Below are 14,188 nucleotides of genomic sequence, written 5' to 3' on the forward strand. Positions count from 1 at the left end.
AAATGGAAGCATCCTTGCTTCCATCTTGAGTGGCGGGCTCCGTGATTACAGACCCAGTTCAGACAACCCCGGATGATCATCCGGACGCCGGCCCAGTGGCCAGTGGAACTTGCGTTCGCTTTCCTTGATCGGCATGTCGTTGATGCAGGCGTAACGCTGGAACATCAGGCCGTGCTCGTCGAATTCCCAGTTTTCGTTGCCATAGGAGCGGAACCAGTTGCCCGAGTCGTCGCGCCACTCGTAGGCGTAGCGCACGGCGATGCGGGTGTCGGAGTAAGCCCAGAGTTCCTTGATCAGGCGGTAATCCAGTTCCTTGGCCCATTTGCGGGTCAGAAATGCCTTGGCTTCTTCGCGGTTGTTGGCGAATTCGGCGCGGTTGCGCCATTTGGTGTCCAGGGTATAGGCCAGCGACACGCGATGCGGGTCGCGGGAGTTCCAGCCATCCTCGGCCAGACGAACTTTTTCAATGGCCGATTCACGGTTGAAGGGTGGCAATGGCGGACGAACTTCGGCTGCAGTAGACATGTTTGTCTCCGGATCTATTAACAGTTAAACAACTTGTCAGGCTTATTAAGGCGTTACAGCTCCAATAACTTTCGCGCCATGCATTGCGCATTATCGGCGGCACTGTGATCACCCATCACAAGCGCTACGGTAATGGCGCCATCAATCAGGATCAGCAACTGCTTGGCCAACAGTTGCGGTTCCTCGGCACCATGTTCGGTACACAGCTCGCACAGGTAGTCGAGCAGCTTTTGTTTGTGGTCCTTGGCGACCAGGCGGACCGGATCCTCGGGATCGCCCGTCTCGCCGCTGGTGTTGATGAAGGCACAGCCCCGAAAGCCTTCCGAGGCGAACCAGGCCTTGAGCACGGTAAACAGGTTGAGCAGGCGGTCGGCCGGGGTTTCAGCCTGATCGACGGCGCTTCTGTACCAGTGCATCCAGCGCACATCGCGGCGCTGCAGGGCGGCGACGGTCAACTCCTCCTTGTTGGCGAAGTAGCGGTAGATACTCTTTCTGGAAACACCGGCGGTTTTCACCAGTAGATCCATGCCGGTGGCGGCGATGCCACTTTTGTAGATCAACTTTTCGGTGACATCCAGAATGATGTCTCGGGTCGTGTTATTGCTTGTGATTTCGTTCATGTGGTGGACAGTAGAACGATTGTTCTCCTTGGTCAAGCAGTTATTTCTATTGTTCTTGCTTTGATCGTTCCCACGCTCCGCGTGGGAATGCAGCCCGGGACGCTCCGCGTCCCTTCCAGAGCTGGAACGCGGAGCGTCCCTTGAGGCATTCCCACGCAGAGCGTGGGAACGATCAACGATCAGTCAAGTCATTACAGACACTCACAAGACCCGAAGGAGTTGATGGTGTAAGCTCTCGGGTTCTTCGGATTCGACCCATTGCGAGCCCTATGCCGTTGCTTTTCAAACGCTCTCTGCTGCCCAAACTGCGCAGCTTTCCGCTGACCGCCGAGGCCGTGACGATCCTGCCCGGCGCCGCCGATTTCCGCCGTTGCCTGCTGGAGAAAATCGCCCAGGCGACCCAGCGCATCTACCTCGTCGCGCTCTATCTGCAAAACGACGAAGCCGGCCAGGAAATCCTTGATGCCTTGCACGCCGCCAAACTCAAGCGCCCAGAGCTCGAGATCGCGGTGGTCGTCGACTGGCTGCGGGCCCAACGCGGCTTGATCGGCGCCGGCAAACAGCCGGGCAACTCGGCGTGGTATCAGGAAATGACCCGCACCCACCAGAGCGAGGTGCCGATCTATGGCGTGCCGGTGCAGACCCGCGAGCTGTTCGGCGTGCTGCACCTCAAAGGCTTCGTGATCGACGATTGCGTGGTTTACAGCGGTGCGAGTCTGAACAACGTTTACCTGCACAAATTCGACAAGTACCGGTTCGACCGTTATCACGTGCTGCAAAGCCGCGAACTGGCGGACTCGATGCACCATCTGGTCAAGCACGGCCTGATCGAATCGAAAGCGGTGCACCGCCTCGACCTGCCGAACCTGCCGACCACTCGCAGCCTGCGCAACGACATCGGCGATCTGCGCAGCCGTCTCAAATATGCGGCGTACGACACCAGTGCCGGCAGCACGGCGCATACCGGCCTGTCGGTCAGCCCGTTGCTGGGTGTGGGCAAGAACAACCCGCTGAACCGGGTGATTCTGGAGCTGATCGCCAGCGCGCAGAAGCAACTGACCATCTGCACGCCGTACTTCAACCTGCCGCTGGGGGTGATCCGCGAGATCAACCGGGCGCTGGCGCGCGGCGTGAAGATCGACATTGTGGTCGGCGACAAGACCGCCAACGACTTCTACATCCCGCCGAGCGAGCCGTTCAAGGTGATTGCCGCGCTGCCGTATTTGTACGAGATCAGCCTGCGCCGTTTCGCCAAGCGGCATCAGCGCAACATCGACAGCGGCCAGTTGAACCTGCACCTGTGGCGTGAAGGCGACAACAGCTATCACCTCAAGGGCATGTGGATCGACCAGCGCTACACATTGCTGACCGGCAATAACCTCAACCCGCGGGCGTTCCGTCTCGATCTGGAAAACGCCTTGCTGATCGATGACCCGAAAGGCGAGTGGTTGGAACCGCGCCGGCTGGAGCTGGAAAACATCTTCGAACACACCACGCGGATCGCACGTTTTCAGGACTTGGAAGCCTTGCCGGATTACCCGGCCGGGGTCGCCAAGTTCCTCAAGCGCGTGAGCCGGGTGCGGGTGGAGCGGTTGCTCTATCGCATTCTGTAAGGCACAGAATTTTCAGCGCCGCTAGAAATGCCTTCGCGAGCAAGCTCGCTCCCACATTGGATCTTCGCTGAGCACAATTTCTGTGTTCAACAAAGACCTGGTGTGGGAGCGAGCTTGCTCGCGAAAGGGGTGGAACAGGCGCTACAAGTCTCAGTTCAGACCGAGCTTGCCACGCAAGGTCGACAGGTCTTCGGCCAGGGTATTGACCGGGCCCACCAGCGCCTTGCGGTCGTTGTCCTTCACTTTGTCATAGGTCTCGAAACCACCGTCCTTGGTCCTGTACTTGGCCAGGATCTTGTCCACGGTGGCGAAGTTCTTGTCGACTTTGGCGACGAAGGCCTTGTCCTGCTTCTCGATCTGCGGACGGAACAGGTCGACGATTTTTTTCGCGCCGTCGATGTTGCCCTGGAAGTCGTACAAGTCGGTGTGGCTGTAACGGTCTTCTTCACCGGAAATCTTGGTCGCAGCGACTTCTTCGAGCAGCGCAGCGGCGCCACCGACGACTTTTTCCGGCGGGAAGGTCAGACCGGCGACGCGGGTTTGCAGGTCCTTCACGTCCTTGTTCAGGCCATCGGCCAGAGCGTCCAGATCATTGGTGCTCTTTTCCGAGAACAGCGAGTATTCGATGCGGTGGAAACCGGTGAAATCTTCGGCTTTCACGCCTTGCTCGTGGTCGTCGACGCGAGAGTCGATGGAGGCATCGAGGTCACTGAACAGCTCGGCAATCGGCTCGATCGACTCGTAAAAAACGCGGGTCGGCGCGTAGAGCTTTTGCGCGGTGGTCAGGTCGCCTTTCTTCACGGCGTCGGTGAACTGCTGGGTGTGGCTGGCCAGTTCATCCAGTTGTTCGGTGACATAGATTTTGTAGTCCGACACCGGCCCCACCAGGTCCAGTGGCGCGGTCGCGGCGAACGCCGACAGCGGGATGTTGAGCAAACCAAGGGTCAGCAATAACGCGAGTGGCGTCTTTTTCATGGGGCGGCTCCTGTTGAATGCTATGCAGTTGTTTTTGGTTGAGTAGCGTCGAGCAGCGAGCGACCGATGAAGTCCTTGTCGCCCGTGACACCCGGCAGGGTGAAGAAGTAACCGCCGCCGACTGGCTTGAGGTATTCCTCCAGCGGCTCGCCGTTGAGGCGGGTCTGCACGGTGATGAAGCCTTTTTCCAGGTCGGCCTGATAACAGATGAACAGCAGGCCCATGTCGAGCTGGCCGTTCTTGTTTACGCCGTTGGAGTAATTGAACGGTCGGCGCAGGATCAGGTTGGCCTGGCTCGCGGCGGTGCGCGGGTTGGCCAGGCGAATGTGCGCGTCGAGTTTGGTCAGCTTGCCTTGCGGGTCCTTGCTGTAATCCGGGACTTCGGCCTCATGGCTGGCGCCCATTGGCGCGCCTGTGGTTTTGACTCGGCCGATGATGCTTTCCTGTTCCTGCAACGGCGTGCGGTCCCAGCGTTCGACGAAGTTGCGGATGATCCGCACCGCCTGATAACTGCCGTGGGCCGCCCAGGCCGGTTCGTCGCTGCCCGGTTGCACCCAGACGATGCGATCCATGGCTTTGCCGTCGTTGGAATCCGGGTTGGCCGAACCGTCGCGGAAACCCAGGAAGTTACGTGCTGATTGCGCCGGCACACCGGGCTTGGCCGGGGCTTGCGCCGGCACGCTGCCTTCCTGTTTCCAGCGCACCAGCAGCAGATCCGGCAGGTTCTTCACGATGTCGCGCAGGGCGTGGATATTGGTGTCGGCGGTGTTGGAACAGAACTGCAGGCTCAGGTCGCCGTGGCAGCAATCGGCTTCCAGCGCATCGTTGGGGAAGCCGACCATGCGCACCAGACGCTTGGGTTTGGCGGACGCAAGACCAAAGCGCTCATCGAACAATGATTCGCCGACAGACACGGTGATGGTCAGGTTGTCCGGTGTCACCACCGGGCCGAGGATGCCGGAATCCGGCGGTGGCAACTTCGGATCGATCTGCGCCACCGGGCCGCCCTTCATCAGGAACGCGATGCGCTCGTTGAGGGTACGGAACAGCCGCTCCAGGTCTTCACGGTCGCTGGCCAGCACATCGAACGACACCAGCATGCCAGACGCCGGGCGCGGGGTGACGATGCCGCTCTGGTGTACGCCATGAAAGTCGTGGTGATCCTGGGTCTTGTCGCTGCTCGGCGCCTCGGTGACTTGCGCAGGCGCGGCGGCCATTGCCGGGCAGCTCAACGCCGTGCCGGCCAGTGCGACACCGGCGGCGCCCATCCCCATCAATACGCGGCGACGTTGCAGGTTGAAATGTTCGGAGTCGTTCATCGGTATTCGTCTTCTGCTTACAGGCCGGAGAGGCCGAGGGCGGGATCAATGGCGTCGAGGGCGTCGGCCAGGGCCTTGGCCTTGTCGGCGATCTGCTTGCGTTGCTCACCGTTGACGGTGTCGTAACTGGCGTAGCCGTCCTTGACCTTGAAACCGTTCAGCGTGGTATCGAAATCAGCCATCGCGCTGTCGATTTTCGGCAGCAGGTCCGCGGCGGATTTGCTCAGCAGCGGGCGCAACAGTTCGACGACTTTGTGCGCGGTTTCCTGATTGGCCGTGAAGCCGTTGAGATCGCTGTGGCTGTAGCGTTCCTCTTCGCCGCTGGCGGCGCGCACGTCGGCGAGGGTGTTGAGGTTGCGCACGACGATTTCCACCAGTTGCTCCGGCGGCAGCGACTGGGCCAGCAGCTGTTGTTTCAACGTGGTGACGTTGTCGAGCAGGCCTTGGGCAATGGGCGTCAGGCCGTCGAGTTTGCGTTGCTGGAACAGCGCGTATTCAAGGCGATGGAAACCGACGAAGGCTGGATCCTGCTCGCGTTTCTCGAAGTAATCGGCGCGGGCGTTGATGCTGTTGTCCAGTTCGGCCAGGCGTTGAGCGGCGGGGGCCAGACGCTGATAGGCGGCGCGGGCCGGCAAATACAGCGCCTGAGCCTGGGCCAGATCGCCGCTGTCGATGGCTTGATTCAGCGCCGTCACCGCTTTGATCAACGCGCTGCCCTGGCTGGCCAGGTACACGCGGAACTCCGACAACGGCCCGACGAAGGCAACCATCGACGGCTTGGCCTTGGCGGCGGCATCCGAGGCGGCGGTTGGTGTCACGTGCAGGGTACCGCGCGGGTTGCTCAACAGACCGCAAGTGATGGCGTAGTCGCCGGGTTGCAGGTTGGCGTTGATCACCTGGCTCAGGCCCGGCGCGATGTTCTCGCGCTCTTCGATCACCAGCACGCCATCGAGAATCTCCCATTCCACCGCCCGGTCGGAGCGGTTGACGATGCGGAAACTGGCGCGGCCGGCCGGCACCGTCAGGGCGTTCGGTTCGCAACTGTGGGGATGAATATTGACCACCACTTCATCACGGTTGTGCTGACGTTTGGCGGCGGCCATTTTCGAGGCGTAGTAGAACAGGCCACCGGCGGCGATCATCACGACCACCGAACCGGCCACCGCCCAGCGCAAGGCGCGGGGAGGCGAGTTCTGAGGAATATCAGGCTTTGACATGAAGGCCCTTATTGGCTGGAAACGGAAGACGATTGAGCGGCAGGCTTGGGCGCCGGCATGAAAAACATCACCAGCGCCACCACCAGGTAAATCAGGTATGCGCCGAGGGTGCTGACGGTCGGCGCATCCTGATAACCGAACATGCCGGCCAGCACCGAGCCCAGCGGGCCGTCCATCGGCAGCGTCGCGCTGAAGTCGAAAAGCACGGTTTGCAGGTGATTCCAGACCCCGGCTTCATGCAGCGCCTGCACCGAGTTGGCGAGAATCCCGGCGGCGACCACGAGGATGAACAGCCCGGTCCAGCGGAAGAATGCCGAGAGGTTCAGGCGCATGCTGCCGCTGTAGATCAGGAAGCCGACAATGATTGCGAGGATCAGGCCGAGCAGGGCGCCGATCGGCGCGGCCGGGCCTTCGCTTTGCTGAAACACGGCCAGCAGGAAAAACACGGTTTCCAGACCTTCCCGGGCCACGGCAAAGAACACCATGGCGATCAGGGCGATGACCTGATGTTTCGAAGCAGTCAGTGCGTGATCGAGAGAGGCTTGCAGCGAATGCTTGATCGAACGCGCCACCTTGCGCATCCAGAACACCATCGAACTGAGAATGCCCACGGCCACCAGCCCGACCACGCCTTCGAACAGTTCCTGCTGTTTTTGCGGGAATTCGGCACTGACCAGTTCCAGGCCGCCACCGACCAGCAACGCCAGTGCAGCAGCGAGAAACACCCCGATCCACACCGCCGGCATCCACTGGCCACGGCCGGTTTGTTGCAGGTAGCTGGCGATGATGCCAACGATCAGCGCGGCTTCGATGCCTTCGCGCAACATGATCAAAAAGGGAACGAGCATTCGACGATCACTGTGTAACGAAATGAGGTTACAAGTTGTAACATAATGAAAGTCATTCTCACATGGCATTCATTGACATTTACCTGAACCTCAGCTGAACGAGTCTGAACATCCACGACGTCCGGCCAGCTGCGTTAAGATGCCCGCCACTCAAACTACAACCAGGATTGCGCGCGTTCCATGTCGGAAAAAGACACCATCGCCATTCAACTGGTGCGCGAAGCACTGCTGCAAAGTTGTGCCCCGGGCGTGGCCACGGAAGAAGTCTTGAACAAGGTCGGGATCGATCCGGCGCTGCTGCCCACCGACGCGCGTGTGCCGGCCAGCCAGTACGCGCGGTTATGGCGCCTGTTGGCGCGGCGCGGCGATGATGAGTTTTTTGGCATGGACCCGCGCAAGCTGAAATCCGGCAGCCTTGAATTTCTTTGCCGCAGCGCCATGGCCCAGCCGAATCTGGCCGCAGGGCTTGGCGCGGGTTTGAATTTTCTGTCGCTGATGCTCGAACGCATGCCGGCGCAACTGGTGCGCCAGCAAAGCCTGGCGGAAATCGTGCTGCTGGAAGACGACCCGCAACCGCGCCGCGCCTTCACCTATTTCACTTACTGGATGATCGTCCACGGCGTGGCGTGCTGGCTGGCGGGGCGGCGGATTCCGATCCTGGCTATCGAACTGCGCTGCCCGGCGCCGGATTTCTGTGATGACTATCGGGTGATGTTCTCGGAAAACCTGCGCTTCGACCGGCCACGCACGCGGATGATCTTCGCCGCCGAGGTACTGGATCTGCCGATCAAGCGCAGTCCTGAGGAGTTGAAGCGTTTTCTGGCCCATGCCCCGGCCAATATTCTGGTCAAGTACCGCGACCCGGAAAGCCTTGCGAGCCGGATCAAGCAGGATCTGCGGCAGCTGGCAGCCGAACACTGGCCGGAAACCGATGCGCTTGCCCAGCAACTGTGCATGTCGGCCTCGACCCTGCGCCGGCGATTGGCGGAAGAAGGGCAGACCTATCAGGGCCTCAAGGACAGCGTGCGCAAGGAGCTGGCAATCACCTGGCTGGCGGAGCCTTCGATCAGTTTTGCCGAGATCGCCACGCGGTTGGGGTTTGCCGATGCCAGTTCATTCTACAAGGCGTTTCGCAAGTGGTCGGGGACCAATCCTGGGCACTATCGCAGCTTGATTCTCAACGAAGCGGTCTGACCCACACCTCCCACCGTTGATTCTCGTTCCCACGCTCTGCGTGGGAATGCCTCAAGGGACGCTCCGCGTTCCAGCTCTGGAGGGGACGCGGAGCGTCCTGGGCTGCATTCCCACGCAGAGCGTGGGAACGATCAGTTGCAACCGGATTCTTGGCCAAACCAGTCATCCACTTTGAGGGCTTTGACCATTGCCGCCGCCGGCGTGCGGCGCGAGTATTCCTCTGTTGTTTACGGTTCCCCAACCTAATAAGAACAGAGGGATTCTGGCAATGCGCGATTACTTGTCTGCCACCGCACAGTTTGATTATCAGCACACCGTGGACGCCGCACTGAGCGGCACGCTCGAGGCGCTCAACGCCTGCGTCGAATGTTGTGACCGGCACGCACTGCCGGGGCGCATCGCGCTGTTCTGGGAAGGCCGCGACGGCGCCAGTGCGACGTACACCTTCAACGATCTGCAGGACAAAGCCGCGCGTTTCGCCAATTTCCTTCTCGCCCAAGGCGTGCAGAAGGGCGACAAGGTCGCCGGCCTGCTGCCGCGCAATATCGAATTGCTGATCACCGTGTTCGCCACCTGGCGCATCGGCGCAGTGTATCAACCGCTGTTCACTGCGTTCGGCCCTAAAGCCCTTGAGCATCGCCTGAACAGTTCCGGTGCCAAAGTCGTGGTCACCGATGCGGTCAACCGGCCGAAACTCGCCGAAGTCGCCGACTGCCCGACGCTGGTCACCGTCGGCGGTCCGAAAGGCCAGGGCATCGTCCGTGGCGATTTCAGTTTCTGGGCCGAGCTGGCCAACCATTCCAATATCTGCGAACCGGTCATGCTGACCGGCGAAGACCCGTTCCTGCTGATGTTCACCTCGGGCACCACTGGCCCGTCGAAAGCGCTGTCGGTGCCGCTCAAGGCGATCGTCGCGTTCCAGAGCTACACCCGCGATGCCGTGGATTTGCGCCCGGAAGATGCGTTCTGGAACGTCGCCGATCCGGGCTGGGCCTACGGCATCTATTTCGGCGTCACCGGCCCGTTGTCGATGGGCCATCCGATCACGTTCTACGATGGCCCGTTCACCCTCGAAAGCACTTGCCGGGTGATCAACAAGTACGGCATCACCAACCTCACCGGTTCGCCCACCGCGTATCGTCTGCTGATTGCCGGCGGCGACGAGTTCGCCAAGTCGATCAAGGGCAAGCTGCGCATCGTCAGCAGCGCCGGCGAGCCGCTGAACCCGGAAGTGATTCGCTGGTTCGCCGACAATCTCGGCGTGGTCATTCACGACCACTACGGCCAGACCGAGCTGGGCATGGTGCTGTGCAACCACCACGGCCTTGAACACCCGATCCACGTTGGCGCCGCCGGTTTCGCCTCGCCGGGCCATCGCATCGTGGTGCTCGACGAACAGAACAACGAGCTCGGCGTCGGCCAGCCCGGCATTCTCGCCATCGACCGCACACAGTCGCCGATGTGCTGGTTCGCCGGTTACGAAGGCGTACCGACCAAGGCCTTCGTCGGCGATTACTACCTGAGCGGCGACACCGTGGAGTGGAACCCGGACGGCAGCATCAGCTTCGTCGGTCGCAGCGATGATGTCATCACCACGTCCGGCTACCGGGTCGGCCCGTTCGACGTGGAAAGCGCACTGATCGAACACCCGGCCGTGGTGGAAGCCGCAGTGGTCGGCAAACCCGATCCGGAGCGCACTGAGCTGGTCAAAGCCTTTGTCGTGCTCAACCCGCAATATCGCGCCGAACCGGCGTTGGCCGAAGAACTGCGCCAACACGTGCGCAAACGTCTGGCCGCGCATTCGTACCCCCGTGAAATCGAATTTGTCAGCGAGTTGCCGAAAACCCCGAGCGGCAAATTGCAGCGCTTTATCTTGCGCAATCAGGAAATCGCCAAGGCTCAAGAGGCTGCGGCGCACAACGTTTCAGCTTGAATCCAAGGAAACTGTCATGCAGATCGAGAACAAGGTTTTTATCGTCACCGGCGGCGCATCCGGCCTGGGTGCCGCCACCGCTGAATTGCTGGTCAACGCCGGCGCCAAAGTGATGCTGGTGGACATGAACGCCGACGCCGTCGCCGCCCAGGCCCAGCGCCTCGGTGCGCAAAGCGTGGTGGCCGACATCAGCAACGAAGCTGCCGCCGAAGCTGCCGTGCAGGCGACCGTTAAAGCCTTCGGCAGCCTGCACGGTCTGGTGAACTGCGCCGGCATCGTTCGTGGCGAAAAGATCCTCGGCAAGAACGGCCCGCATGCCTTGTCCAGCTTCGCTCAGGTGATCAACGTCAACCTGATCGGCAGCTTCAATATGCTGCGCCTGGCGGCGGCAGCGATTGCCGAAAGCGAAGCCAACGCCGATGGTGAGCGCGGTGTGATCATCAACACCGCCTCCGTTGCGGCGTTCGATGGCCAGATCGGTCAAGCCGCGTATTCCGCGTCCAAAGGCGCCATCGCCAGCCTGACCCTGCCTGCCGCCCGCGAGCTGGCGCGCTTCGGTATCCGCGTGATGACCATCGCTCCGGGCATTTTCGAGACCCCGATGATGGCCGGCATGACCCCGGAAGTGCGCGACTCGCTGGCCGCCGGCGTGCCGTTCCCGCCGCGTCTGGGCAAACCTACCGAGTACGCTGCGCTGGTGCGGCATATCATTGAAAACAGCATGCTCAACGGCGAGGTGATCCGTCTCGACGGTGCCTTGCGCATGGCCGCCAAGTAAGGAGGATTTCCCATGACCATTTCCAACGATCCAATTGTCATCGTCAGCGCTGTCCGCACCCCGATGGGCGGTTTCCAGGGCGAACTGAAAAGCCTGACCGCGCCGCAACTGGGCGCCGCTGCAATCAAGGCTGCGGTTGAGCACGCGGGTATTGCCGCCGACGCGGTCGATGAAGTGCTGTTCGGCTGCGTACTGCCGGCCGGTCTCGGTCAGGCGCCTGCGCGTCAGGCTGCACTGGGCGCCGGGCTGGATAAATCCACCCGTTGCACCACCGTCAACAAAATGTGCGGCTCGGGCATGGAAACCGCCATTCTGGCCCACGACATGCTGCTGGCCGGCAGCGCCGATGTGGTGATCGCCGGCGGCATGGAAAGCATGTCCAACGCGCCGTACCTGCTGGACCGGGCCCGTGCCGGTTACCGCATGGGCCACGGCCGGGTGCTCGATTCGATGTTCCTCGACGGCCTCGAAGACGCCTACGACAAGGGCCGCCTGATGGGCACCTTCGCCGAGGACTGCGCCGAAACCAACGACTTCAGCCGCGAGGCTCAGGACGCCTTCGCCATCGCCTCGACCACCCGCGCCCAGCAAGCGATCAAGGACGGCAGCTTCAAGGCCGAGATCGTCCCGCTGACCGTCACGGTCGGCAAGGAACAAGTGGTGATCAGCAATGACGAGCAGCCACCGAAAGCCAAACTGGACAAGATTGCCTCGCTGAAACCGGCGTTCCGCGAGGGCGGTACGGTAACTGCGGCCAACTCCAGCTCGATCTCTGACGGCGCCGCCGCACTGGTGCTGATGCGTCAGTCGCAAGCGCAGAAACAGGGGCTGAAACCGCTGGCGGTGATTCACGGCCACGCAGCTTTCGCTGACACCCCGGGCCTGTTCCCGGTGGCACCGATTGGCGCGATCAAGAAGCTGATGAAGAAAACCGGCTGGTCGCTGGATCAGGTCGATCTGTTCGAAGTCAACGAAGCCTTCGCCGTGGTCGGCATGGCGGCGATGACTCACCTGGAAATCCCTCACGACAAACTCAACATCCACGGCGGTGCCTGCGCCCTGGGCCATCCGATCGGCGCATCCGGCGCGCGGATTCTGGTGACCTTGCTCTCGGCCCTGCGCCAGAAAGGCCTGAAACGCGGCGTTGCGGCGATCTGCATCGGCGGCGGCGAAGCCACGGCGATGGCCGTCGAGTGCGTCTGAACCCGAGTAAGGATTTGCCATGATTCCCAACGATGACCAACAACAAATCCGCGACATGGCCCGGCAGTTTGCCGAGGAACGGCTGAAACCGTTTGCTGCCGAGTGGGACCGCGAGCATCGCTTCCCGAAAGAAGCCATCGGCGAAATGGCCGAACTGGGCTTCTTCGGCATACTGGTGCCGGAGCAGTGGGGCGGTTGCGACACCGGTTACCTGGCCTACGCCATGGCCCTGGAAGAAATCGCCGCCGGCGACGGTGCCTGCTCGACCATCATGAGCGTGCACAACTCGGTGGGTTGCGTGCCGATCCTCAAGTTCGGCAACGACGACCAGCGCGAGCGCTTCCTCAAACCGCTGGCCAGCGGCGAGATGCTCGGTGCTTTCGCGTTGACCGAACCCCAGGCCGGTTCCGATGCCGGCAGCCTGAAAACCCGGGCACGCCTTGAAGGCGATCACTATGTGCTCAACGGTTGCAAACAGTTCATTACCTCCGGGCAGAACGCCGGGGTCGTGATCGTGTTTGCGGTCACCGACCCGAGTGCCGGCAAGCGCGGGATCAGCGCCTTCATCGTTCCGACCGACTCGCCGGGCTACAAAGTCGCCCGGGTTGAAGACAAGCTCGGCCAGCACGCCTCGGACACCTGCCAGATCCTGTTCGAAGACGTGAAAGTGCCGGTGGCCAACCGTTTGGGCGAGGAGGGCGAGGGCTACAAGATCGCCCTGGCCAACCTCGAAGGCGGCCGCGTCGGCATCGCTTCGCAAGCGGTGGGCATGGCCCGCGCCGCGTTCGAAGCCGCCCGTGATTACGCCCGCGAGCGCGACAGTTTCGGCAAGCCGATCATCGAGCATCAGGCTGTGGCGTTCCGCCTGGCGGACATGGCGACCCAGATCGCCGTGGCGCGGCAGATGGTGCACTACGCCGCCGCCCTGCGTGACAGCGGTCAGCCGGCGCTGGTCGAAGCGTCGATGGCCAAGCTGTTCGCCTCGGAAATGGCCGAGAAGGTCTGCTCCATGGCCTTGCAAACCCTCGGCGGTTACGGTTACCTCAACGACTTCCCGCTGGAGCGCATCTACCGCGACGTGCGGGTCTGCCAGATCTACGAAGGCACCAGCGACATTCAGCGCATGGTCATTTCGCGCAATCTTTGAGAAGGAATCTGCACATGAGTTACGAAACGATCTTGCTGGAAACCCATGGCCGCGTCGGCCTGATCACCCTCAATCGCCCGCAGGCGCTGAATGCCCTCAACGCGCAACTGGTCAGCGAAGTGAACCGCGCGCTCGATGGTTTCGAAGCCGACGCAAACATTGGTTGCATCGTCATCACCGGCTCGACCAAAGCCTTTGCCGCCGGCGCCGACATCAAGGAAATGGCTGATCTGACCTACCCGCAGATCTACATGGACGACCTGTTCAGCGACAGCGACCGCGTGGCTAACCGCCGCAAACCGATCATCGCTGCGGTCAACGGTTTTGCTCTCGGCGGCGGCTGTGAACTGGCGCTGATGTGCGACTTCATCCTGGCTGGCGACAACGCCAGGTTTGGCCAGCCGGAAATCAACCTCGGCGTGCTGCCGGGCATGGGCGGTACCCAGCGCCTGACCCGCGCTGTAGGCAAGGCCAAAGCGATGGAGATGTGCCTGAGCGGACGTTTGATCGACGCGGTGGAAGCCGAGCGTTGCGGCATCGTCGCGCGCATCGTGCCGAGTGCCGAGTTGCTGGATGAAGCGCTGAAAGTCGCAGCGGTGATCGCCAGCAAATCGTTGCCGATTGCGATGATGGTCAAGGAAAGCGTCAACCGCGCGTTCGAAGTGAACCTGACTGAAGGCGTGCGTTTCGAGCGTCGGGTGTTCCATGCGGCATTTGCGACGCAGGATCAGAAGGAAGGCATGGCGGCGTTTGTGGCCAAGCGGTCGCCGGAGTTCCAGGGCAAGTAACGCGGCGTATTCACTGACGCCATCGCTG

At 61.6% G+C, this 14,188-nt stretch carries 13 protein-coding genes; 7 read left to right on the forward strand and 6 right to left on the reverse strand.

Annotated features, from left to right (window positions below):
• Nucleotides 1–45: 45 nt before the first annotated feature.
• On the reverse strand, nt 46–525 hold the full coding sequence (locus CAF79_RS01185) for a nuclear transport factor 2 family protein (RefSeq protein ID WP_085696059.1): 480 nt from the start codon (nt 523–525) through the stop codon (nt 46–48).
• Between the two features lie 53 nt (nt 526–578).
• A complete protein-coding gene (locus tag CAF79_RS01190) occupies nt 579–1,145 on the reverse strand; it encodes a TetR/AcrR family transcriptional regulator (protein ID WP_085696060.1) in 567 nt (188 codons plus the stop codon).
• Nucleotides 1,146–1,414: 269 nt separating this feature from the next.
• Here CAF79_RS01190 and pssA point away from each other — a divergent pair, with 269 nt between their 5' ends.
• On the forward strand, nt 1,415–2,758 hold the full coding sequence (pssA, locus tag CAF79_RS01195) for a CDP-diacylglycerol--serine O-phosphatidyltransferase (protein ID WP_085696061.1): 1,344 nt from the start codon (nt 1,415–1,417) through the stop codon (nt 2,756–2,758).
• Nucleotides 2,759–2,908: 150 nt separating this feature from the next.
• Here pssA and efeO (CAF79_RS01200) read toward each other — a convergent pair whose 3' ends face one another.
• Genes efeO (CAF79_RS01200) through efeU form a run of 4 tightly spaced genes read right to left on the reverse strand, consistent with a single transcriptional unit; the run spans nt 2,909 to nt 7,117 of the window.
• A complete protein-coding gene (gene efeO, locus CAF79_RS01200) occupies nt 2,909–3,733 on the reverse strand; it encodes an iron uptake system protein EfeO (RefSeq protein WP_085696062.1) in 825 nt (274 codons plus the stop codon).
• Between the two features lie 20 nt (nt 3,734–3,753).
• A complete protein-coding gene (efeB, locus tag CAF79_RS01205; protein ID WP_085696063.1) occupies nt 3,754–5,052 on the reverse strand; it encodes an iron uptake transporter deferrochelatase/peroxidase subunit in 1,299 nt (432 codons plus the stop codon).
• 17 nt (nt 5,053–5,069) lie between these two features.
• Nucleotides 5,070–6,269, reverse strand: a complete 1,200-nt coding sequence (gene efeO / locus CAF79_RS01210) for an iron uptake system protein EfeO (protein ID WP_085696064.1) — start codon at nt 6,267–6,269, stop codon at nt 5,070–5,072.
• Nucleotides 6,270–6,277: 8 nt separating this feature from the next.
• Nucleotides 6,278–7,117: an iron uptake transporter permease EfeU gene (efeU, locus tag CAF79_RS01215; RefSeq protein ID WP_085696065.1), complete on the reverse strand. Its 840-nt coding sequence runs from the start codon at nt 7,115–7,117 to the stop codon at nt 6,278–6,280.
• Nucleotides 7,118–7,297: 180 nt separating this feature from the next.
• Between efeU and CAF79_RS01220 the strand changes: the two genes are divergently transcribed.
• The 6 genes from CAF79_RS01220 to CAF79_RS01245 all read left to right on the forward strand — a co-directional run bounded on the left by CAF79_RS01220 (nt 7,298) and on the right by CAF79_RS01245 (nt 14,160).
• Nucleotides 7,298–8,311, forward strand: coding sequence for an AraC family transcriptional regulator (locus CAF79_RS01220; RefSeq protein ID WP_085696066.1), 1,014 nt, complete (start codon nt 7,298–7,300; stop codon nt 8,309–8,311).
• Between the two features lie 268 nt (nt 8,312–8,579).
• Nucleotides 8,580–10,244 (forward strand): AMP-binding protein, encoded by a 1,665-nt coding sequence (locus tag CAF79_RS01225; protein WP_085696067.1) that lies wholly within the window; start codon nt 8,580–8,582, stop codon nt 10,242–10,244.
• A 16-nt stretch (nt 10,245–10,260) separates the two neighbouring features.
• Entirely contained in the window at nt 10,261–11,022 is a 762-nt protein-coding gene (locus CAF79_RS01230) for an SDR family NAD(P)-dependent oxidoreductase (protein ID WP_085696068.1), read from the forward strand.
• A 12-nt stretch (nt 11,023–11,034) separates the two neighbouring features.
• The gene (locus CAF79_RS01235) at nt 11,035–12,225 is read left to right on the forward strand and encodes an acetyl-CoA C-acyltransferase (RefSeq protein ID WP_085696069.1); all 1,191 of its coding nucleotides are present in this window, start codon (nt 11,035–11,037) and stop codon (nt 12,223–12,225) included.
• 19 nt (nt 12,226–12,244) lie between these two features.
• The gene (locus CAF79_RS01240) at nt 12,245–13,372 is read left to right on the forward strand and encodes an acyl-CoA dehydrogenase (RefSeq protein ID WP_085696070.1); all 1,128 of its coding nucleotides are present in this window, start codon (nt 12,245–12,247) and stop codon (nt 13,370–13,372) included.
• Nucleotides 13,373–13,386: 14 nt separating this feature from the next.
• Complete coding sequence (locus CAF79_RS01245) at nt 13,387–14,160, forward strand: enoyl-CoA hydratase (RefSeq protein WP_085696071.1); 774 nt, start codon at nt 13,387–13,389, stop codon at nt 14,158–14,160.
• Nucleotides 14,161–14,188: the final 28 nt, after the last annotated feature.

The sequence above is a fragment of the Pseudomonas sp. B26(2017) genome, assembly GCF_002113045.1.
Classification (GTDB): Bacteria; Pseudomonadota; Gammaproteobacteria; order Pseudomonadales; family Pseudomonadaceae; genus Aquipseudomonas.

What these genes read in the sequence shown, in the direction of transcription:
- efeO (WP_085696062.1), bottom strand. Translation starts at nt 3,733, where the DNA reads ATGAAAAAGACGCCACTCGCGTTATTGCTGACCCTTGGTTTGCTCAAC.
- CAF79_RS01220 (WP_085696066.1), top strand. Translation starts at nt 7,298, where the DNA reads ATGTCGGAAAAAGACACCATCGCCATTCAACTGGTGCGCGAAGCACTG.
- CAF79_RS01230 (WP_085696068.1), top strand. Translation starts at nt 10,261, where the DNA reads ATGCAGATCGAGAACAAGGTTTTTATCGTCACCGGCGGCGCATCCGGC.
- CAF79_RS01245 (WP_085696071.1), top strand. Translation starts at nt 13,387, where the DNA reads ATGAGTTACGAAACGATCTTGCTGGAAACCCATGGCCGCGTCGGCCTG.
- efeB (WP_085696063.1), bottom strand. Translation starts at nt 5,052, where the DNA reads ATGAACGACTCCGAACATTTCAACCTGCAACGTCGCCGCGTATTGATG.
- CAF79_RS01185 (WP_085696059.1), bottom strand. Translation starts at nt 525, where the DNA reads ATGTCTACTGCAGCCGAAGTTCGTCCGCCATTGCCACCCTTCAACCGT.
- CAF79_RS01240 (WP_085696070.1), top strand. Translation starts at nt 12,245, where the DNA reads ATGATTCCCAACGATGACCAACAACAAATCCGCGACATGGCCCGGCAG.
- CAF79_RS01190 (WP_085696060.1), bottom strand. Translation starts at nt 1,145, where the DNA reads ATGAACGAAATCACAAGCAATAACACGACCCGAGACATCATTCTGGAT.
- CAF79_RS01235 (WP_085696069.1), top strand. Translation starts at nt 11,035, where the DNA reads ATGACCATTTCCAACGATCCAATTGTCATCGTCAGCGCTGTCCGCACC.
- efeO (WP_085696064.1), bottom strand. Translation starts at nt 6,269, where the DNA reads ATGTCAAAGCCTGATATTCCTCAGAACTCGCCTCCCCGCGCCTTGCGC.
- pssA (WP_085696061.1), top strand. Translation starts at nt 1,415, where the DNA reads ATGCCGTTGCTTTTCAAACGCTCTCTGCTGCCCAAACTGCGCAGCTTT.
- CAF79_RS01225 (WP_085696067.1), top strand. Translation starts at nt 8,580, where the DNA reads ATGCGCGATTACTTGTCTGCCACCGCACAGTTTGATTATCAGCACACC.
- efeU (WP_085696065.1), bottom strand. Translation starts at nt 7,117, where the DNA reads ATGCTCGTTCCCTTTTTGATCATGTTGCGCGAAGGCATCGAAGCCGCG.